Below are 20,884 nucleotides of genomic sequence, written 5' to 3' on the forward strand. Positions count from 1 at the left end.
TTCCGGCACGCGAGGGGGAGCAGCGCACGCGTCGTGCCGTCCGGACGCGCACGCCTTCCGCACCGCGGACCCGTCCTTCCGCCTCTGCCCAAGACCACCGCGACACCCGTAACGTGTGGCACGACCACGGACACGTGGAGCACCTGCGCACACGAGAGCGAGGCAGCACCCGATGCCCCCCTTCGATGTCCCCGAGGGCGATCCCTTCGGCCCGCACAATCTGCCGTACGGCGTCTTCTCGCCCCCCGGCTCGTCGGAGCAGAGGGTGGGTGTCCGGCTCGGCGACCACGTCCTCGACGCCGGCGCGGCCGCACACGCCCTGGGTTCCCCGTACGCCTCCCTGCTCGCCCGACCGACCCTCAACCCGCTGCTGGCGGCGGGCCGTACGGCCTGGTCGGACGTCCGGCGCGCCCTCACGGCCTGGGTGACCGTGCCGGCGCACCGGGAGACCGTCGAGCCGCTGTTCCACCCGCTGTCGTCGGTGACCCTGCACCTCCCCTTCGAGGTCGCGGACTACGTCGACTTCTACGCCTCCGAGAACCACGCCCGGAACGTCGGCCGGATCTTCCGCCCGGACGCCCCCGACTCCCTCACCCCGAACTGGAAGCACCTGCCGATCGGCTACCACGGCCGCGCCGGCACGGTGCTGGTGTCCGGCACCGACGTCGTACGCCCCTCGGGGCAGCGCAAGGCGCCCACCGATCCCGTCCCGGTCTTCGGCCCGTCGGTGCGGCTGGACATCGAGGCCGAGGTCGGCTTCGTGGTCGGGGCGCCGTCCGAGCTGGGCCGGCCGGTGCCGCTCGGCGGCTTCCGCGACCACGTCTTCGGCCTCTGTCTCCTCAACGACTGGTCCGCACGCGACGTCCAGGCCTGGGAGTACGTCCCCCTCGGCCCGTTCCTCGGCAAGTCCTTCGCCACCTCGGTGTCGGCCTGGATCACCCCGCTGGACGCCCTGGAAGAGGCCCGGGTGGCGCCGCCGGAGCGCACCCACGCGCTGCTGCCGTACCTGGACGACACGGACGAGGAACCCGGCGGTTACGACCTTCGGATCTCCGTGGCCGTCAACGGGCACGTCGTCTCCGAACCCCCCTTCTCCACGATGTACTGGACGGCCGCCCAGCAGCTCGCCCACATGACCGTGAACGGCGCCTCCCTGCGCACCGGCGACCTCTACGGCTCCGGCACGGTGAGCGGGCCCGCCGAGGGGCAGCGCGGGTCCCTGCTGGAACTGACCTGGAACGGTCGCGACGCCCTCGAACTCCCCGACGGCAAGCGGACCTTCCTGGAGGACGGCGATGTGGTGACCCTGTCGGCCTGGGCACCGGGCCCGGGCGGAGTCCGCGTCGGCCTCGGCGAGGTCACGGGACGGGTGACTCCACGGGCCGACCCCGCGAGCTGACTCCACGAGTCTTCCCCACGAGCTGACTCCACGAGCCTTCCCGACGGGCCGGCTCCGCGGGACGGCCCGCGGGCCGCGTCGTCGAAGCCGCCCGATCCACGCCCACCCCTGCCTCGCACCGCCCTTCGCCGTCATACTTACCTGGCGTCGGGCGGTGTGCGGCTCCCGCACGTCCCGCACCACACGTACCCCGCACGTTGCGCAGCACGCGGCGCACGCCTCATGCCCTCCGCACGTCAGGCAAGGCCCGCACCGCACGCACGTCCCTCACACACGTCCGAAGCTTCCCTCTTCCGACAGGATCCGGAGCCCGTGGCATGACCCTTTGCCTGCTCCTGCTGAGCGTTGTCGCCGTGACGGCCGCCGGGCCCGTGCCTCGTGCGCTGACCCGGGCGAAGTGGCCGGAGCGGGAGCCGGTGGTCGCCCTGTGGGTCTGGCAGTGTCTGGTCGCCACGGTCCTGTTGTGCTGCGTGACCGCCCTGGCCCTGGCCGCCGCGGCCGTCTTCGGCACGGTCCGCGCCCAGCTCTTCGCCCCGGCCCCACCCTCGGTGACCGCGGCGTACGACCTGTCCGCCGCCCCGCCCTGGACGGCCGCCCTCACCGTGCTGCTGGCCTGCGGTGCGGCCTGGACCACGGCCATGCTCGGACGTGAACTGGTCGACGCCCGCCGGCGCCGGGCCCAGGCACGGGCGCATCTGCGGGAGCGCGCCCCCGACCTGCCCGCCGGTCTCCCCGCGGCCCGCGGGCCCCTGCTGGTACTCGAGGACGAGTACCCGGACGCCTGGTGGATGCCGGGCAGCCCGCCCCAGCTGATCGTCACCACCGGCGCCCTGCGCCGCCTCACCGACCACCAGATCGACGCCGTCCTCGCCCACGAGCGGGGCCACGCCCGCGCCCATCACAACTGGCTGCTGCACCTCTCCACCGCCCTGGCCACCGGCTTCTCCCGCGTCCCGCTCTTCGCCCACTTCTGCGACCAGACCCACCGCCTGGTCGAACTGGCCGCCGACGACACGGCTTCCCGCCGCTGCGGCCACATGACCACGGCACTGGCACTGATCGAGCTCAACCAGCACCGAGGCGTCCTGTCCTGCGCCTCCAGCCACCGCCTGCTCGGCGAGCGCGTCGACCGCCTCCTGAAGCCCCCGCCCCGCCTCGGCCGCCGCGACCGCGCCCTGACGACGACAGCGGCAGCCCTGGTCCCCCTCCTCCCCCTCCTGATCACCTTCGCTCCGGGCCTCACCGCCCTGCCGTAACCCCCCGAAGCCGGAAAGCCGACGCCCCTGACGGCTGACGGCTGACGGCTACATCCAGTCCTCGGGCTCCGGCTCGGCGTCCATCTCCGGCCAGTAGTCCTCGGACACGGACCCGGCGTGAGCCTGCCCGGCGCCCACGCCGCCGGCGGCGCTCCCCTCGGCCGGACCCGAGCCTTGCGCCCCGGCCGGTGAGCCGACGGGTGATCCGGCCGGTGAGCCGCCCTGCGGCCCGCCCAGCGCCCCGAGCACCTCCAGCACGCCCTCCCCGTACGTCACGAGCTTCTTCTCGCCCACTCCGCTGATCCCGCCGAGTTCGGCGACCGAGCCGGGCCAGACCGTGGCGATCTCGCGGAGTGTGGCGTCGTGGAAGATGACGTACGCGGGAACGCCCTGCTCGCGGGCCTGTTCGGCACGCCAGGCGCGCAGTGCCTCGAAGGCCGGCAGGAGCTCCTCGGGCAGCTCGGCCGCCGCGGCCTTGGCCTTGCCCTTCCCCGAGCCCGACGATCCCGAGGCTCCCGACCTGGAGGTCACCGGCTTCTTCGGCTCCTTGCGCAGCGGCACCTCCCGCTCGCGCCGCAGCACGGTCCCGCTGGCCTCGGTCAGCACCAGCGTGCCGTAGTCCCCCTCGACCGCGAGCAGCCCCTGGGCCAGCAGCTGCCGGACGACGCCCCGCCATTCGCTCTCTTCCAGATCGTCGCCGATCCCGAAGACGGAGAGCTGGTCGTGGTCGAACTGGATGACCTTGGCCGTGCGCTTGCCCAGCAGGATGTCCACGATCTGCACCGCGCCGAACTTCTGTCCGCGCTCCCGCTGCAGCCGGACCACCGTCGACAGCACCTTCTGGGCCGCGACGGTGCCGTCCCACGTCTCCGGCGGGGTGAGGCAGGAGTCGCAGTTGCCGCAGCCCGCCGGGTCGGGGTTGTCCTGGCCGAAGTAGGCCAGGAGCTGCCCGCGCCGGCACCGGACCGTCTCGCACAGGGCGAGCATCGCGTCCAGGTGCTGGCTGGCCCGGCGCCGGAAGGCCTCGTCGCCCTCGCCCGACTGGATCAGCTTGCGCTGCTGGATGACGTCGTTGAGGCCGTACGCCATCCAGGCCGTGGACGGGAGCCCGTCGCGACCCGCACGGCCCGTCTCCTGGTAGTAGCCCTCGACGGACTTGGGCAGGTCGAGGTGGGCGACGAACCGGACGTCCGGCTTGTCGATGCCCATGCCGAAGGCGATGGTCGCCACCACGACCAGGCCGTCCTCCCGCAGGAAGCGGGACTGGTGCGCGGCACGCGTCCCCGCGTCCAGCCCCGCGTGGTACGGCACCGCCTCGACGCCGTTGCGGCTGAGGAACTCGGCGGTCTTCTCCACGGAGTTGCGGGAGAGGCAGTAGACGATGCCCGCGTCGCCCGCGTGCTCCTCCCGCAGGAAGCTCAGCAACTGCTTCTTGGGGTCGGCCTTGGGCACGATCCGGTACTGGATGTTGGGCCGGTCGAAGCTCGCCACGAAGTGCCGGGCGTCCGGCATGGCCAGCCGTTCGGTGATCTCCTGGTGCGTGGCGTGCGTGGCCGTCGCGGTGAGCGCGATCCGGGGCACGTCCGGCCAGCGCTCGCCGAGCAGCGACAGGGAGAGATAGTCCGGCCGGAAGTCGTGCCCCCACTGGGACACGCAGTGCGCCTCGTCGATCGCGAAGACGGAGATCTTCCCCCGCGACAGCAGATCCAGCGAGCTGTTCAGCCGCAGCCGCTCCGGCGCGAGATACAGCAGGTCCAGCTCGCCGGCGAGGAACTCGGCCTCGACGACGCGCCGCTCCTCGAAGTCCTGCGTGGAGTTCATGAACCCGGCGCGCACGCCGAGCGCCCGCAGCGCGTCCACCTGGTCCTGCATCAGCGCGATCAGCGGCGAGACGACGACTCCCGTACCCGGTCTGACCAGGGCCGGAATCTGGTAGCACAGCGACTTGCCGCCACCGGTCGGCATGAGCACCACGGCGTCCCCGCCCGCGATCACATGCTCGATCACCGCCTGCTGCTCACCGCGGAAGGCGTCGAATCCGAACACCCGGTGCAGCGCCGCCAGCGCCTCGCTCTCCATCACTGCCATCCCACCACTACCGCCCGTCCCACCCATCGTCCCGCCCCCCGTACGACCACTCGCGGCCGCCGCGTCCACTGCGGCCGCTCTCGACCACTGCGCCCACGATAGGCGCCTCCACCGACATCCCCGGAGTTGTCCACAGACCGCCGCCCCGGATGTATCCACAGGGCCCCGCATCGATCACCTCTGCACATCGGCGTTCACGGGCCGGTCACCCTCCGAACAACCGTGACCGGCCACCACGGCCGACCGCCACGTCCACCCGCCTCCCACCGCCCCTCACCCCGCCACGGCCAAGCACGGCAGGACGGCCCGGCGCCCCCCGAGCGGGTGCCGGGCCGTCCTGTCGTCGGCGGGCGCCGGGTCAGCGCACGAACACCCCCGCGTTCCCCGCCAGCTCCAGGAAGTACTGCGGTGCGACGCCCAGCACCACCGTGACCGCCACGCCCATCCCGATCGCCATCATCGTCAGCGGTGACGGCACCGCGACGGTCGGGCCCTCGGGCTTCGGCTCGCTGAAGAACATCAGGACGATCACCCGGATGTAGAAGAACGCCGCGATCGCCGACGCGATCACACCGACCACGACCAGCGGTACCGCGCCGCCCTCCGCCGCCGCCTTGAACACGGCGAACTTCCCGGCGAAGCCGGACGTCAGCGGAATGCCCGCGAAGGCGAGCAGGAACACCGCGAACACGGCCGCCACCAGGGGCGAGCGACGGCCGAGCCCCGCCCACTTGGACAGGTGCGTCGCCTCACCGCCGGCGTCCCGCACCAGCGTCACCACCGCGAACGCGCCGATCGTCACGAACGAGTACGCCGCCAGGTAGAAGAGGACGGACGAGATGCCCTCCGGCGTGGTCGCGATGACACCCGCGAGGATGAAGCCCGCGTGCGAGATCGCCGAGTACGCCAGCAGCCGCTTGATGTCGGTCTGGGTGATCGCGATGATCGCGCCGCCCAGCATGGTGACGATCGCGACGGCCCACATGACCGGCCGCCAGTCCCAGCGCAGGCCGGGGAGCAGGACGTACAGCACCCGCAGCAGGGCACCGAACGCGGCCACCTTGGTCGCCGCCGCCATCAGGCCCGTCACCGGCGTCGGCGCGCCCTGGTACACGTCCGGCGTCCACATGTGGAAGGGGACGGCACCGACCTTGAACAGCAGGCCCATGATCAGCAGACCCGCGCCCACCAGGAGCAGTACGTCGTTGCCCATGGTGTTGACGAGCGCCGGGTCGACCTCCTGGATCGTGCCGTCGACGACCTGCGCGATCGTCGCGTACGACATCGAGCCCGCGTAGCCGTACAGCAGCGCGATCCCGAAGAGGAGGAACGCGGAGGCGAACGAGCCGAGCAGGAAGTACTTAACCGCGGCCTCCTGCGAGATGAGCCGCTTGCGGCGGGCCAGCGCGCAGAGCAGGTACAGCGGGAGGGAGAGGACCTCCAGCGCCACGAAGAGCGTCAGCAGGTCGTTGGCCGCGGGGAAGACGAGCATGCCCGCGACCGCGAAGAGCAGCAGCGGGAACACCTCGGTGGTGGTGAACCCCGCCTTGACGGCCTTCTTCTCTCCGTCGCTGCCCGGCACGGAGGAGGCCTGCGCGGCGAAGGAGTCGACCCGGTTGCCGTGCGCCTCCGGGTCGAGCCTGCGCTCGGCGAAGGTGAACAGGCCGACCAGGGCCGTCAGGAGGATCGTGCCCTGCAGGAACAGGGCGGGGCCGTCGACGGCGATCGCGCCCATGGCCGCGATGCCCGCCTTGGTCGTGCCGTATCCGTCGGCCGCAAGCGCCACGACCGCGGCGAACGCGGCGACGAGGGCGACCGAGGCGACGAACAGCTGTGCGTAATAACGGGATTTGCGCGGTACGAAGCCCTCGATCAGGATTCCCAGGACCGCCGCACCGATGACGATCAGGGTGGGCGCGAGCTGCGCGTACTCGATCTTCGGCGCGTCGATCTTCGCGATCGGGTCGGCCGCACTTGTCCACAGGCTGTGGACGGCTGATGCGCTCACTTGGCCGCCTCCACCTCGGGCTGGGGGTCCTTCTGCTGGACGTCTGACATGGTCTGCTTCACCGCCGGGTTCACGATGTCCGTGACGGGCTTCGGGTAGACGCCCAGGAAGACCAGCAGCACGATCAGCGGCGCGGCCACGGCGATCTCACGCACCCTCAGGTCGGGCATCTTCGCGAGCTCGGGCCGCAGGGGGCCCGTCATCGTCCGCTGGTAGAGGACGAGGGTGTAGAGCGCGGCGAGCACGATGCCGAAGGTGGCGATGACGCCGATCACCGGATAGCGGGTGAACGTGCCGACCAGGACCAGGAACTCGCTGACGAACGGAGCGAGTCCGGGCAGCGACAGCGTCGCCAGGCCACCGATGAGGAACGTGCCGGCGAGTACCGGCGCGACCTTCTGCACCCCGCCGTAGTCGGCGATGAGCCGGGAGCCGCGCCGCGAGATGAGGAACCCGGCCACCAGGAGCAGGGCGGCGGTCGAGATCCCGTGGTTGACCATGTAGAGCGTCGCCCCGGACTGGCCCTGGCTGGTCATCGCGAAGATGCCCATGATGATGAAGCCGAAGTGCGAGATCGACGCGTACGCGATCAGCCGCTTGATGTCGCGCTGGCCGACCGCGAGCAGCGCGCCGTAGATGATGCTGATGACCGCCAGCACCATGATCACCGGCGTCGCCCACTTGCTCGCCTCCGGGAACAGCTGGAGGCAGAAGCGCAGCATCGCGAAGGTGCCCACCTTGTCCACGACGGCCGTGATGAGCACGGCGACCGGGGCGGTGGACTCCTGCATGGCGTTGGGCAGCCAGGTGTGCAGCGGCCACATCGGCGCCTTCACCGCGAAGGCGAGGAAGAAGCCGAGGAACAGCCAGCGTTCGGTGCTCGTCGACATCTCGAGCGAGCCGTTGGCCCGCGCCTCGGCGATCTCGGTGAGCGAGAAGTTCCCGGCGACCACGTAGAGCCCGATCACCGCGGCCAGCATGACCAGGCCGCCGGCCAGGTTGTAGAGCAGGAACTTGACCGCCGCGTACGACCGCTGTGTCGCCGCCGCCTTCTCACCGTGCTCGTGGGCCCGGTCCCCGAAGCCGCCGATCAGGAAGTACAGCGGGATCAGCATGGCTTCGAAGAAGATGTAGAAGAGGAAGACGTCGGTGGCCTCGAAGGAGAGGATCACCATCGCCTCGACGACCAGGATCAGGGCGAAGAAGCCCTGCGTCGGCCGCCACCTCTTGCTGCCGGTTTCCACGGGGTCGGCGTCGTGCCAGCCCGCGAGGATGATGAACGGGATCAGCAGGGCGGTCAGCGCGATCAGCGCGACCCCGATGCCGTCCACCCCCAGCTCGTAGCGGACTCCGAAGTCCGCGATCCAGGCGTGCGATTCGGTGAGCTGGTAGCGGTCGCCGCCCGGGTCGAAGCGCACCAGGATGACGACCGCCAGCGCCAGGGTGGCGATCGAGACCAGCAGGGCCAGCCACTTGGCGGCGGTGCGTTTCGTGGCCGGTACGGCGGCCGTGGCGATCGCCCCGATGGCCGGGAGCACCGCCGTCGCTGTCAGCAGAGGAAAGGACATCGGTATCAGACCGCCCTCATCAGCAGGGTCGCGGCGACCAGGACGGCCGCGCCGCCGAACATCGAGACCGCGTAGGACCGCGCGAAGCCGTTCTGCAGCTTGCGCATCCGCCCGGACAGGCCGCCGAACGAGGCTGCCGTCCCGTTGACGACCCCGTCGACCAGGGTGTGGTCGACGTACACCAGCGAGCGCGTGAGGTGCTCACCGCCGCGCACCAGGACCACGTGGTTGAAGTCGTCCTGGAGCAGGTCGCGCCGGGCGACCCGGGTGAGCAGCGACCCGCGCGGGGCGACGGCCGGGACCGGGCGGCGCCCGTACTGGCCCCAGGCGACCGCCACGCCGATGACCATGACGGCCACTGTGGCCAGCGTGACCGTGAGGGCGCTGACCGGCGCGTGGCCGTGGTCGTGCCCGGTGATGGGCTCCAGCCAGTGCACGAACCGGTCGCCGATGCTGAAGAACGCGCCGGCGAACACGGAGCCGAAGGCGAGCACGATCATCGGGATCGTCATGCTCTTCGGCGACTCGTGCGGGTGCGGCGGGGTGTACTCGCTCGCCACGGCCGGCTCCACGCCGGGCGCCGAGGCCGGGGACGGCTCCGGGGCCTCGCGCCAGCGCTCCTCGCCGAAGAACGTCATCAGCATCACGCGCGTCATGTAGTACGCGGTGATCGCGGCGCCCAGCAGGGCCACGCCACCGAGGATCCAGCCCTCGGTGCCGCCCTTGGCGAACGCCGACTCGATGATCATGTCCTTGGAGAAGAAACCGGACAGGCCCGGGAAACCGATGATGGCGAGGTAGCCGAGTCCGAAGGTGACGAAGGTGACCGGCATGTACCTGCGCAGTCCGCCGTAGCGGCGCATGTCGACCTCGTCGTTCATGCCGTGCATGACGGAACCGGCGCCGAGGAACAGCCCGGCCTTGAAGAAGCCGTGCGTCACCAGGTGCATGATCGCGAAGACGTAGCCGATGGGGCCGAGGCCCGCCGCGAGCACCATGTAGCCGATCTGCGACATCGTCGAGCCGGCCAGCGCCTTCTTGATGTCGTCCTTCGCGCAACCGACGATCGCACCGAACAGCAGCGTGACCGCGCCGACGATGGTGACGACCAGTTGCGCGTCCGGGGCGCCGTTGAAGATGGCACCGGAGCGGACGATCAGATAGACGCCCGCCGTCACCATGGTCGCGGCGTGGATCAGGGCCGAGACCGGGGTCGGGCCCTCCATCGCGTCCCCGAGCCAGGACTGCAGCGGCACCTGGGCGGACTTGCCGCAGGCGGCGAGCAGCAGCATGAGGGCGATCACGGTGAGCTTGCCCTCACTCGCGGCGCCCGCCAGTCCGGCTTCGTCGTGGCTGCCGAGCACCGGCCCGAAGGCGAAGGTGCCGAACCACAGGAACATCAGCATGATCGCGATCGACAGGCCCATGTCGCCGACGCGGTTGACCAGGAAGGCCTTCTTCGCCGCGGTGGCGGCGCTGGGCTTGTGCTGCCAGAAGCCGATCAGCAGGTAGGAGGCGAGACCGACGCCCTCCCAGCCGAGGTACAGCAGCAGGTAGTTGTCGGCGAGGACGAGGATCAGCATCGCCGCGAGGAACAGGTTCAGATAGCCGAAGAAGCGGCGGCGCCGCTCGTCGTGCTCCATGTACCCGATCGAGTACAGGTGGATGAGCGAGCCGACGCCGGTGATCAGCAGGACGAACGTCATCGACAGCTGGTCGAGCCGGAAGGCGACGTCGGCCTGGAACCCCTCCACCGGGATCCAGCTGAACAGGTGCTGCGTCAGGGTGCGGTCGGCGGTGGCCTCGCCCAGCATGCCGGCGAAGAGGACGACGCCGATCACGAAGGACGCCGCGGCGAGCGCCGTGCCGATCCAGTGACCGACGGCGTCCAGCCGGCGGCCGCCGCACAGCAGGACCGCCGCTCCGAGCAGGGGCGCCGCCACCAGCAGCGCAATCAGATTCTCCACGATTCAGCGACCCCTCACAGCTTCATCAGGCTGGCGTCGTCGACCGAGGCCGAGTGGCGGGAACGGAACAGGGACACGATGATCGCCAGCCCGACCACGACCTCCGCCGCGGCGACGACCATCGTGAAGAAGGCGATGATCTGGCCGTCGAGGTTGCCGTGCATGCGGGAGAAGGCGACGAACGCGAGGTTGCAGGCGTTGAGCATCAACTCGATGCACATGAAGACGACGATCGCGTTGCGCCGGATGAGGACACCGGTGGCGCCGATCGTGAACAACAGGGCTGCGAGGTACAGGTAGTTGACCGGGTTCACTTCGATGCCTCCTCGGTCCGCCTCGACGGTGGCGGCTCGATCTCCGTGCGCTCGAGCCGCTCCTCGGAGCTCTGCTCCAGCGCCCGCAGGTCGCTGAGCGCCTCCTGGGACACGTCCCGGATCTGACCGCGGTCGCGCAGCGTGCTGCTGACGGTGAGGTCGGACGTCGTCCCGTCGGGCAGCAGGCCCGGGATGTCCACCGCGTTGTGCCGGGCGTACACGCCCGGGGCCGGCAGCGGCGGGAGGTGCTTGCCCTCGCGGACGCGCTGTTCGGCCAGCTCCCGCTGGGTACTGGCGCGTTCGGTGCGCTCGCGGTGGGTGAGCACCATGGCGCCGACGACGGCCGTGATGAGCAGGGCGCCGGTGATCTCGAAGGCGAAGACGTACTTGGTGAAGATGAGGGCGGCGAGGCCCTCCACGTTGCCGTTCGCGTTCGCCTGGCCGAGGCCGTTGAAATCGGTGAGCGCGGCGTTGCCGATGCCGCCGACGAGCAGGATGCCGAAGCCCAGCCCGCACAGCAGGGCGAGCCAGCGCTGGCCCTTGATGGTCTCCTTCAGGGAGTCCGCCGCGGTGACACCGACCAGCATCACCACGAACAGGAACAGCATCATGATCGCGCCGGTGTAGACGATGATCTGGACGACGCCCAGGAAGTAGGCGCCGTTGGCGAGGTAGAACACCGCCAGGACGATCATGGTTCCGGCCAGGCAGAGCGCGCTGTGCACGGCCCGCCGCATCAGGATCGTGCACAGGGCGCCGATCACGGCGACCGTGCCGAGGACCCAGAACTGGACGGCCTCTCCGGTGGAGGTGGAGTAGGCGGCGAGGTACTCGTTCATCCCCGCACCACCTTCTCCGAGGCCGGTTCGTCCTCACCGAAGGTCGAGTCCGCCTCCTGCACGACCTCGCCCTCGGAGTGGGCGGTCTGCCGCTCCGTGCCGGGGGCGGCCTCGGTCACCAGGCCCCGGTAGTAGTCCTGTTCGTCGGTGCCCGGGTACATGGCGTGCGGGCTGTCCACCATGCCCTCCTCCAGACCGGCGAGCAGCTGCTCCTTGGTGTAGATGAGGTTGGCGCGGCTGGAGTCGGCCAGCTCGAACTCGTTGGTCATCGTCAGCGCGCGGGTGGGGCACGCCTCGATGCACAGGCCGCACAGGATGCAGCGGGCGTAGTTGATCTGGTAGACGCGGCCGTACCGCTCGCCGGGCGAGTAGCGCTCCTCCTCGGTGTTGTCCGCGCCCTCGACGTAGATCGCGTCGGCGGGACAGGCCCAGGCGCACAGCTCGCAGCCGACGCACTTCTCCAGACCGTCCGGATGGCGGTTGAGCTGGTGCCTGCCGTGGAAGCGCGGGGCCGTGGTCTTCTGCTGCTCCGGGTACTGCTCGGTCAGCCGCTTCTTGAACATGGCCTTGAAGGTCACACCGAAGCCGGCGACGGGGTTCTGGAAACCGGGCTTCGTCTGCCCGGCCTCCTTGGGCTCCTCAGCCATCGGACGCCTCCTTTCCATCCAGAGATTCGTCACTGTGAGTATCGGGCCCGCCACTGACAACGAGCTCCCGCTCCCGGCGCGAGCGGCGTCGCGGCACCGGGGGAAGTTCCTGTCCGGGCAGCGGTGGTACGGGGAATCCGCCTGCCATCGGGTCGAAGGCGGCCGGTTCCCCGCCCGGTCCCCCGGTCTCCTCGGCCTCCTTGCCCTTCGAGCGGAACATGTCCGCGACGAAGGACAGCAGCAGCAGGACGAGCACTCCGGCGGCGATGTAGAGGGCCATGTCCGCGAAGTCGTAGCCCTCGTTCCTCAGGGCCCGCACCGTGGCGACGGCCATCAGCCACACCAGGGAGACCGGGATGAGGACCTTCCAGCCGAGCTTCATCAGCTGGTCGTACCGCACGCGTGGGAGCGTGCCGCGCAGCCAGACGAACATGAACAGCAGCAGCTGGACCTTGACGATGAACCAGAGCATCGGCCACCAGCCGTGGTTCGCGCCCTCCCAGAAGGTGCTGACCGGCCATGGAGCGCGCCAGCCGCCCAGGAAGAGGGTGACGGCGACGGCGGAGACGGTCACCATGTTGATGTACTCGGCGAGCATGAACATCGCGAACTTGATCGACGAGTACTCGGTGTTGAAGCCGCCGACCAGGTCGCCCTCGGACTCGGGCATGTCGAAGGGGGCGCGGTTGGTCTCGCCGACCATCGTCACGATGTAGATGATGAAGGAGACCGGCAGCAGCAGGATGTACCAGCGGTCTGCCTGCTGCTCGACGATCGCCGACGTCGACATCGACCCCGAGTAGAGGAACACGGAGGCGAAGGCGGCGCCCATGGCGATCTCGTAGGAGATCATCTGCGCGCACGAGCGCAGTCCGCCCAGCAGCGGGTACGTGGATCCGGAGCTCCAGCCGGCGAGGACGATGCCGTAGATGCCGATGGAGGCGACCGCGAGGATGTAGAGCAGCGCGATCGGCAGGTCGGTGAGCTGCATCGTGGTCCGCTGGCCGAAGATCGAGATCTCGTTGCCGGACGGCCCGAAGGGGATCACCGCGATCGCCATGAAGGCCGGGACGGCCGCGACGATCGGCGCGAGGACGTACACCGCCTTGTCGGCGCGTTTGACGACGACGTCTTCCTTGAGCATCAGTTTCACGCCGTCGGCGAGCGACTGGAGCATGCCCCAGGGGCCGTTCCGGTTGGGGCCGACGCGCAGCTGCATCCAGGCGACGACCTTGCGTTCCATCACGATGGCGATCAGCACCGTCACCATGAGGAAGGCGAAGCAGAACACCGCCTTGACGACGACCAGCCACCAGGGGTCGCGGCCGAACATCGAGAGGTCTTCAGCGGCGAAGTACGGGCTCATGCCTCCACCTCCTTGAGGGCCTCGCCGGCGAGTCCCGCCGGGCCGATTCGGACGAGGGAGCCGGGCAGCGCCCCGGTGTCGGAGGCGACACCGCCGCCGGCGGAGTTCAGCGGGAGCCACACCACGCGGTCGGGCATCTCGGTGACGCTCAGGATCAGTTCGGCCGTCCCCGCGGGGCCGGTCACGGCGATCGGGTCGCCGTCCTTGACGCCGATCTCGGCGGCCGTGGCGGCCGACAGGCGCGCGTGCGCGGCGTGCCGGGTGCCGGCGAGCGCCTCGTCGCCCTGTTGCAGGAGCCCCTGGTCCAGCAGCAGGCGGTGCCCTGCGAGCACCGCCTCCCCGGCGGCCGGCCGGGGCAGCGCGCCCGCGGTCTCCAGCGGTTCGGTGGCCCGCGGGCCGTCCCAGGCGCCGAGCCGCTCGAGCTCCGCGCGGGTGGTGCGCAGGTCCGGCAGACCCAGGTGCACGTCCATGGCGTCGGCGAGCATCTGGAGCACGCGGGCGTCGGTCGGCGGGAGGGTACGGGTCATCTGTTCGGGCTTGAGCGCCGACTCGAAGGGCCGGACCCTGCCCTCCCAGTTGAGGAAGGCGCCGGCCTTCTCGACGACGGCCGCGACCGGCAGCACCACGTCGGCGAGTTCGGTGACCTCGCTGGGCCTCAGCTCCAGCGAGACCACGAACCCGGCCTCGGCGAGTGCCGTACGCGCGCGTGCGGGGTCGGGCAGGTCGGCGACCTCGACGCCGGCGACCAGCAGCGCCTGCAGCTGGCCGGTCGCAGCGGCCTCGACGATCTCGCGGGTGTCGCGGCCGTAGCGGTGCGGCAGGGCGGCGACGCCCCAGACGGCGGCGACCTCCTCCCGCGCGCGCGGGTCGGTCGCCGGGCGCCCGCCCGGCAGCAGCGACGGCAGCGCGCCCGCCTCGACGGCGCCCCGCTCCCCGGCACGCCGGGGGATCCACACCAGCCGGGCGCCGGTCGCGGTGGCGATCCGTACGGCGGCGGTCGGGCCGCCCTCCACGGCGGCGATCCGCTCGCCGACGACGATCACCGCGCCCTCGGCCCGCAGCGCCTCGGCGGCTCTGGCCCCGTCGCCCTCCAGGCCGACCCCGCTCGCGAGCGCGTCGAGCCATTCGGTCTCGGTGCCGGGAGCCGCCGGCAGCAGCGTGCCGCCGGCCTTCTCCAGTCCGCGCGTGGCGTGCGTGGCCAGCGAGAAGGTGCGCTGCCCGTGCGTGCGCCAGGCCTTGCGCAGCCGTAGGAAGACGCCGGGCGCCTCCTCCTCGGCCTCGAACCCGACCAGCAGGACGGCGGGCGCCTTCTCCAGCGAGGAGTACGTGACAGCGTCGGCGGAGTCCGTACCGGACGCGCCCCCGAGGTCACGTCCGCGGCCCGCGATCCACGCGGCGAGGAAGTCGGCCTCCTCGGCGCTGTGCACGCGCGCGCGGAAGTCGATGTCGTTGGTGTCGAGGGCGACGCGCGCGAACTTGCTGTACGCGTAGGCGTCCTCGACGGTGAGCCGGCCGCCGGTCAGGACGCCGGTGCGGCCGCGGGAGGCCAGCAGGCCCTGGGCCGCGATCTGCAGCGCGTCGGGCCAGGAGGCGGGCTCCAGCTCACCCTCGGCGTTGCGCACGAGCGGGGTCTGCAGCCGGTCCCGCTGCTGTGCGTAGCGGAACCCGAAGCGGCCCTTGTCGCACATCCACTCCTCGTTGACCTCGGGGTCGTGGGCGGCGAGCCGCCGCATGACCTTGCCGCGCCGGTGGTCGGTGCGCGTGGCGCAGCCGCCGGAGCAGTGCTCGCACACCGACGGCGAGGAGACCAGGTCGAAGGGGCGGGAGCGGAACCGGTAGGCCGCCGAGGTGAGCGCGCCGACCGGGCAGATCTGGATGGTGTTTCCGGAGAAGTACGACTCGAAGGGGTCGCCCTCGCCGGTGCCGATCTGCTGGAGCGCGCCCCGCTCGACCATCTCGATCATCGGGTCGCCCGCGATCTGGTTGGAGAACCGGGTGCAGCGGGCGCACAGCACGCACCGCTCGCGGTCCAGCAGCACCTGGGTGGAGATCGGGACGGGCTTCTCGTAGGTCCGCTTCTTGCCGTCGAAGCGGGACTCGGGGCTGCCGTGCGACATCGCCTGGTTCTGCAGCGGGCACTCGCCGCCCTTGTCGCAGACCGGGCAGTCCAGCGGGTGGTTGATGAGCAGCAGCTCCATCACGCCGTGCTGGGCCTTCTCGGCGACGGGCGAGGTGAGCTGGGTCTTCACCACCATCCCGTCGGTGCAGGTGATGGTGCAGGAGGCCATGGGCTTGCGCTGGCCCTCGACCTCGACGATGCACTGGCGGCAGGCGCCGGCCGGGTCGAGGAGCGGGTGGTCGCAGAACCGGGGGATCTCGATGCCGAGCTGTTCGGCGGCCCGGATGACCAGGGTGCCCTTGGGCACGCTGATCTCGGCGCCGTCGATCGTCAGCGTGACGAGGTCCTCCGGCGGGACCGCCGCCCGCCCTCCGCCGGAGGCGGCGTTGGTGGTCACGGTCATGCGTGCACCTCCGTGCGGTCGGCCCAGGCCGTCGACCTCGCGGGGTCGAAGGGGCAGCCCCGGCCCGTGATGTGCTGCTCGTACTCCTCACGGAAGTACTTGAGCGAGGAGAAGATCGGCGAGGCGGCGCCGTCGCCGAGGGCGCAGAACGCCTTGCCGTTGATGTTGTCGGCGATGTCGTGCAGCTTGTCGAGGTCGGACATCCGGCCCTTGCCGGCCTCGATGTCGCGCATCAGCTGCACGAGCCAGTACGTGCCTTCGCGGCAGGGCGTGCACTTGCCGCAGGACTCGTGGGCGTAGAACTCGGTCCAGCGGGTGACGGCCCGTACGACGCACGTGGTCTCGTCGAAGCACTGGAGGGCCTTGGTGCCGAGCATGGAGCCGGCGGCGCCCACTCCCTCGTAGTCGAGGGGGACGTCGAGGTGCTCGTCGGTGAACATCGGTGTGGAGGAGCCGCCCGGCGTCCAGAACTTCAGGCGGTGTCCCGGCCGCATGCCGCCGCTCATGTCGAGCAGCTGGCGCAGCGTGATGCCCATCGGCGCCTCGTACTGTCCGGGGCGTGCGACGTGACCGCTGAGGGAGTAGAGCGTGAAGCCGGGTGACTTCTCGCTGCCCATCGAGCGGAACCAGTCCTTGCCCCGGTTCATGATGGTGGGAACCGAGGCGATCGACTCGACGTTGTTCACCACGGTCGGGCACGCGTAGAGGCCCGCGACGGCGGGGAAGGGGGGACGGAGCCGCGGTTGGCCACGGCGGCCTTCGAGCGAGTCGAGGAGTGCGGTCTCCTCACCGCAGATGTACGCGCCGGCGCCCGCGTGCACGGTGAGTTCGAGGTCGAGTCCGCTGCCCAGCACGTTCTCGCCGAGGAGGCCCGCCGCGTAGGCCTCGCGCACGGCCTCGTGCAACCGCCGCAGGACGGGGACGACTTCACCCCGCAGGTAGATGAAGGCGTGGGACGACCTGATGGCGTAACAGGCGATGACGATGCCTTCGATGAGGCTGTGCGGGTTCGCGAAGAGGAGCGGAATGTCCTTGCACGTTCCGGGTTCCGACTCGTCGGCGTTGACCACCAGATAGTGCGGTTTTCCGTCTCCCTGGGGAATGAACTGCCATTTCATTCCCGTGGGGAATCCGGCGCCTCCGCGCCCCCGCAGACCGGACTCCTTGACGTACGCGATGACGTCGTCCGGGGACATGGCGAGCGCCTTGCGGAGCCCCTCGTACCCCTCGTGCCTCTTGTAGACGTCCAGCGTCCAGGACTTGTCCTCGTCCCAGAAGGCCGACAGCACGGGTGCGAGCAGCTTCTCCGGGCCGGTGTCCTTGAGTTCGGGTGCCAAGGTCATCACTCCCCCTCCTCGGCGGTGGGTCCGGCCGGGTGCGCCGGATCGGAGGCCGATGTGTCCTGCGGCGCGTCGTGCGAGCTGAGGTGCTCCGCCGGGGACGGGTCGTGCGGCGGGGTGTCCTGGGACGCCTCGCCGCGCGGGTGCACCACGCGCGCGGGGGCGGTCTCCCCCTTGGCCAGTTGCAGGCCGGCCAGGGAGGCGGGTCCCGCGCTTCCCGTGGCGTCGACGGCACCGTCCCGCTCGTCGGGGAAGCCGGCCAGGATCCGGGCGGTCTCCTTGAACGTGCACAGGGGCGCCCCGCGCGTGGGCGACACCGGGCGGCCGGCCCGCAGGTCGTCGACGAGGCGCTTGGCGCTCTGCGGGTCCTGGTTGTCGAAGAACTCCCAGTTGACCATCACCACGGGCGCGAAGTCGCAGGCCGCGTTGCACTCGATGTGCTCGAGGGTGACCTTGCCGTCGTCGGTGGTCTCGCCGTTGCCGACGCCCAGGTGTTCCTGGAGCTCCTCGAAGATGGCGTCGCCGCCCATGACCGCGCACAGGGTGTTGGTGCACACCCCGACCTGGTAGTCGCCGCTCGGCCGGCGCCGGTACATGGAGTAGAAGGTGGCGACGGCGGTGACCTCGGCCGTGGTCAGGCCGAGCACGTCCGCGCAGAACTGCATCCCGGTGCGCGTGACGTGGCCCTCCTCCGCCTGCACGAGGTGCAGCAGCGGCAGGAGGGCGGACCGGGAGTCCGGGTAGCGGGCGATGACCTCGCGCGCGTCGGTCTCCAGCCGGGCCCGGACGTCGTCCGGGTAGGCGGGCGCGGGCAGTTGGGGCATGCCCAGGCTGACGCCGCGGTCCGAAGGTGTGGTGGTCACCGGTCGACGCCTCCCATCACGGGGTCGAGGGATGCCACGGCGACGATGACGTCGGCGACCTGGCCGCCCTCGCACATCGCCGCCATGGCCTGCAGGTTGGTGAAGGACGGGTCGCGGAAGTGGACCCGGAAGGGGCGGGTGCCGCCGTCGGAGACGACATGCGCCCCGAGCTCGCCCTTGGGCGACTCGACGGCCGCGTACACCTGCCCCGGCGGTACGCGGAAGCCCTCGGTGACCAGCTTGAAGTGGTGGATCAGGGCCTCCATGGAGGTGCCCATGATCTTCTTGATGTGGTCGAGGGAGTTGCCCAGTCCGTCCGGGCCCATGGCGAGCTGGGCGGGCCAGGCGATCTTCTTGTCGGCGACCATGACCGGCCCGGGCTGGAGCCGGTCCAGGCACTGTTCGACGATGCGCAGCGACTGGCGCATCTCCTCCAGCCGGATCAGGAAGCGGCCGTAGGAGTCGCAGGTGTCCGCGGTGGGGACCTCGAAGTCGTACGTCTCGTACCCGCAGTACGGCTGCGCCTTGCGCAGGTCGTGCGGCAGGCCTGTGGAGCGCAGGACCGGGCCGGTCGCCCCGAGGGCCATGCAGCCGGACAGGTCCAGATAGCCGACGTCCTGCATACGGGCCTTGAAGATGGGGTTCCCGGTGGCGAGCGCGTCGTACTCCGGGAGGTTCTTGCGCAGCTTCTTCACCAGCTCGCGGATCTGGTCCACGGCGCCGGGCGGCAGGTCCTGGGCGAGTCCGCCGGGGCGGATGTACGCGTGGTTCATCCGCAGGCCGGTGATGAGCTCGAAGGCGTCGAGAATGAGTTCACGATCACGGAATCCGTAGATCATGATCGTGGTGGCGCCGAGTTCCATGCCTCCGGTGGCGACGCACACCAGGTGGGAGGAGAGCCGGTTCAGCTCCATCAGGAGCACGCGGATGACCGAGGCGCGGTCGGGGATCTGGTCCTCGATGCCGAGGAGCTTCTCGACGCCGAGGCAGTACGCCGTCTCGTTGAAGAACGGCGTCAGGTAGTCCATGCGCGTCACGAACGTGGTGCCCTGGGTCCAGTTCCGGTACTCGAGGTTCTTCTCGATGCCGGTGTGGAGGTAGCCGATGCCGCAGCGGGCCTCGGAGACCGTCTCGCCGTCGATCTCCAGGATCAGCCGGAGCACGCCGTGCGTGGACGGGTGCTGCGGGCCCATGTTGACGATGATGCGCTCGTCGTCACTGCGCTGCGCCGTCTCGACGACCTCGTCCCAGTCGCCGCCGGTGACGGTGTAGACGGTGCCTTCCGTGGTCTCGCGCGCCGAGGCGGCGGACGCCGCGGATGTCGCGGATGCCGTCGAAGAGGTGGTCCCGGAGGGACTCGATGAGGGGTGGTGGCCGGGCGACGGGTTGGGAGTGCTCATGAGTACGACCTCCGCTGGTCCGGAGCCGGGATCCGGGCGCCCTTGTACTCGACGGGGATGCCGCCGAGGGGGTAGTCCTTGCGCTGCGGGTGGCCCTGCCAGTCGTCCGGCATCAGGATCCGCGTCAGGGCCGGGTGACCGTCGAAGACGATGCCGAAGAAGTCGTACGTCTCGCGCTCGTGCCAGTCGTTCGTCGGGTAGACGGAGACCAGCGACGGAATGTGCGGATCGCCGTCGGGAGCGCTGACTTCCAGGCGGATCAGCCGGTTGTGGGTGATCGACCGCAGGTGGTACACGGCGTGCAGCTCGCGGCCCTTGTCGTTCGGGTAGTGCACGCCGCTGACGCCGGTGCACAGTTCGAAGCGGAGCGCGGGATCGTCGCGCAGGGTCGTCGCGACCCGGACCAGGTGCTCGCGCTCGATGTGGAAGGTGAGCTCGTCGCGGTCGACGACCGTCTTCCCGATGGCGTTCTCGGGGAGCAGGTCCTGCTCCTCCAGCGCGCCCTCCAGTTCGTCGGCCACCTCGTCGAACCATCCCCCGTAGGGGCGGTTCGACGCTCCCGGGAGCCGGACCGAGCGGACCAGGCCGCCGTAACCGGAGGTGTCGCCGCCGTTGTTGGCGCCGAACATGCCGCGCTGGACGCGGATCTCCTCGCCCCCGTCGCCCCGCTGGCCGGGAAGGTTCTCGGCGGAGAGGTCCTTCTCGGGGTTCACGCCGTCACCCGCGGTGTCGTTCGCGTCGCTCATCGCAGCAGCCCCTTCATCTCGATGGTGGGCAGGGCCTTGAGCGCCGCCTCCTCCGCCTCGCGGGCCGCCTCCTCGGCGTTCACGCCGAGCTTGGAGCCCTGGACCTTCTGGTGGAGTTTGAGAATGGCGTCCAGCAGCATCTCGGGGCGGGGCGGGCAGCCGGGCAGGTAGATGTCGACCGGGACGATGTGGTCGACGCCCTGCACGATCGCGTAGTTGTTGAACATGCCGCCCGACGAGGCGCAGACCCCCATGGAGATCACCCACTTGGGGTTCGGCATCTGGTCGTAGACCTGCCGCAGCACCGGCGCCATCTTCTGGCTGACCCGGCCGGCCACGATCATCAGGTCCGCCTGCCGCGGCGAGCCGCGGAAGACCTCCATGCCGAAGCGCGCCAGGTCGTAGCGGCCGGCGCCGGTGGTCATCATCTCGATGGCACAGCAGGCGAGTCCGAACGTGGCGGGGAACATGGACGACTTGCGCACCCAGCCCGCGGCCTGCTCGACGGTGGTCAGCAGGAATCCGCTAGGCAGCTTTTCTTCGAGTCCCATGGTCAAAGGC

The 20,884-nt window shown here is 70.5% G+C and carries 16 protein-coding genes; 2 read left to right on the plus strand and 14 right to left on the minus strand.

Features of this window, described 5'->3' with window-relative positions; genetic code table 11:
• Window positions 1–172 precede the first annotated feature (172 nt).
• Together fahA and ACIF80_RS04155 are read left to right on the plus strand one after the other, a co-directional pair.
• Window positions 173–1,399, plus strand: a complete 1,227-nt coding sequence (gene fahA, locus ACIF80_RS04150; RefSeq protein ID WP_399799024.1) for a fumarylacetoacetase — start codon at window positions 173–175, stop codon at window positions 1,397–1,399.
• A 317-nt stretch (window positions 1,400–1,716) separates the two neighbouring features.
• Window positions 1,717–2,655 carry a M56 family metallopeptidase gene (locus tag ACIF80_RS04155; protein ID WP_399799026.1) on the plus strand — a complete coding sequence of 313 codons (939 nt, stop codon included), beginning with the start codon at window positions 1,717–1,719 and terminating at the stop codon, window positions 2,653–2,655.
• A 48-nt stretch (window positions 2,656–2,703) separates the two neighbouring features.
• Here ACIF80_RS04155 and recQ read toward each other — a convergent pair whose 3' ends face one another.
• The 14 genes from recQ to ACIF80_RS04225 form a co-directional block, all read right to left on the minus strand.
• Window positions 2,704–4,770, minus strand: coding sequence for a DNA helicase RecQ (recQ, locus tag ACIF80_RS04160; RefSeq protein WP_399799028.1), 2,067 nt, complete (start codon window positions 4,768–4,770; stop codon window positions 2,704–2,706).
• A 331-nt stretch (window positions 4,771–5,101) separates the two neighbouring features.
• Window positions 5,102–6,751: an NADH-quinone oxidoreductase subunit NuoN gene (nuoN, locus tag ACIF80_RS04165; protein WP_399799031.1), complete on the minus strand. Its 1,650-nt coding sequence runs from the start codon at window positions 6,749–6,751 to the stop codon at window positions 5,102–5,104.
• A complete protein-coding gene (locus ACIF80_RS04170) occupies window positions 6,748–8,319 on the minus strand; it encodes an NADH-quinone oxidoreductase subunit M (protein ID WP_399799033.1) in 1,572 nt (523 codons plus the stop codon). The genes nuoN and ACIF80_RS04170 overlap by 4 nt, the downstream gene beginning before the upstream one ends.
• A gap of 5 nt (window positions 8,320–8,324) precedes the next feature.
• Window positions 8,325–10,286: an NADH-quinone oxidoreductase subunit L gene (gene nuoL, locus ACIF80_RS04175; protein ID WP_399799035.1), complete on the minus strand. Its 1,962-nt coding sequence runs from the start codon at window positions 10,284–10,286 to the stop codon at window positions 8,325–8,327.
• Window positions 10,287–10,300: 14 nt separating this feature from the next.
• Window positions 10,301–10,600, minus strand: a complete 300-nt coding sequence (gene nuoK, locus ACIF80_RS04180) for an NADH-quinone oxidoreductase subunit NuoK (RefSeq protein ID WP_003974374.1) — start codon at window positions 10,598–10,600, stop codon at window positions 10,301–10,303.
• Window positions 10,597–11,439, minus strand: coding sequence for an NADH-quinone oxidoreductase subunit J (locus tag ACIF80_RS04185; protein WP_399799038.1), 843 nt, complete (start codon window positions 11,437–11,439; stop codon window positions 10,597–10,599). Before ACIF80_RS04185 ends, nuoK begins: the two co-directional genes overlap by 4 nt.
• Complete coding sequence (nuoI, locus tag ACIF80_RS04190; protein WP_399799040.1) at window positions 11,436–12,086, minus strand: NADH-quinone oxidoreductase subunit NuoI; 651 nt, start codon at window positions 12,084–12,086, stop codon at window positions 11,436–11,438. The genes ACIF80_RS04185 and nuoI overlap by 4 nt, the downstream gene beginning before the upstream one ends.
• Entirely contained in the window at window positions 12,079–13,452 is a 1,374-nt protein-coding gene (nuoH, locus tag ACIF80_RS04195) for an NADH-quinone oxidoreductase subunit NuoH (RefSeq protein ID WP_399799042.1), read from the minus strand. The genes nuoI and nuoH overlap by 8 nt, the downstream gene beginning before the upstream one ends.
• Complete coding sequence (locus ACIF80_RS04200) at window positions 13,449–15,974, minus strand: NADH-quinone oxidoreductase subunit G (protein ID WP_399799045.1); 2,526 nt, start codon at window positions 15,972–15,974, stop codon at window positions 13,449–13,451. The genes nuoH and ACIF80_RS04200 overlap by 4 nt, the downstream gene beginning before the upstream one ends.
• The gene (gene nuoF / locus ACIF80_RS04205; RefSeq protein ID WP_399799047.1) at window positions 15,971–17,317 is read right to left on the minus strand and encodes an NADH-quinone oxidoreductase subunit NuoF; all 1,347 of its coding nucleotides are present in this window, start codon (window positions 17,315–17,317) and stop codon (window positions 15,971–15,973) included. The genes ACIF80_RS04200 and nuoF overlap by 4 nt, the downstream gene beginning before the upstream one ends.
• On the minus strand, window positions 17,317–18,177 hold the full coding sequence (nuoE, locus tag ACIF80_RS04210) for an NADH-quinone oxidoreductase subunit NuoE (protein WP_399799050.1): 861 nt from the start codon (window positions 18,175–18,177) through the stop codon (window positions 17,317–17,319). The genes nuoF and nuoE overlap by 1 nt, the downstream gene beginning before the upstream one ends.
• Window positions 18,174–19,577, minus strand: a complete 1,404-nt coding sequence (locus tag ACIF80_RS04215) for an NADH-quinone oxidoreductase subunit D (RefSeq protein WP_399799052.1) — start codon at window positions 19,575–19,577, stop codon at window positions 18,174–18,176. Before ACIF80_RS04215 ends, nuoE begins: the two co-directional genes overlap by 4 nt.
• Window positions 19,574–20,323, minus strand: coding sequence for an NADH-quinone oxidoreductase subunit C (locus ACIF80_RS04220; protein ID WP_399799055.1), 750 nt, complete (start codon window positions 20,321–20,323; stop codon window positions 19,574–19,576). The genes ACIF80_RS04215 and ACIF80_RS04220 overlap by 4 nt, the downstream gene beginning before the upstream one ends.
• Window positions 20,320–20,874 (minus strand): NADH-quinone oxidoreductase subunit B family protein, encoded by a 555-nt coding sequence (locus ACIF80_RS04225; protein ID WP_055595532.1) that lies wholly within the window; start codon window positions 20,872–20,874, stop codon window positions 20,320–20,322. Before ACIF80_RS04225 ends, ACIF80_RS04220 begins: the two co-directional genes overlap by 4 nt.
• Window positions 20,875–20,884 lie beyond the last annotated feature (10 nt).

Source organism: Streptomyces sp. NPDC085927, assembly GCF_044540975.1.
Taxonomy (GTDB): domain Bacteria; phylum Actinomycetota; class Actinomycetes; order Streptomycetales; family Streptomycetaceae; genus Streptomyces; species Streptomyces hirsutus.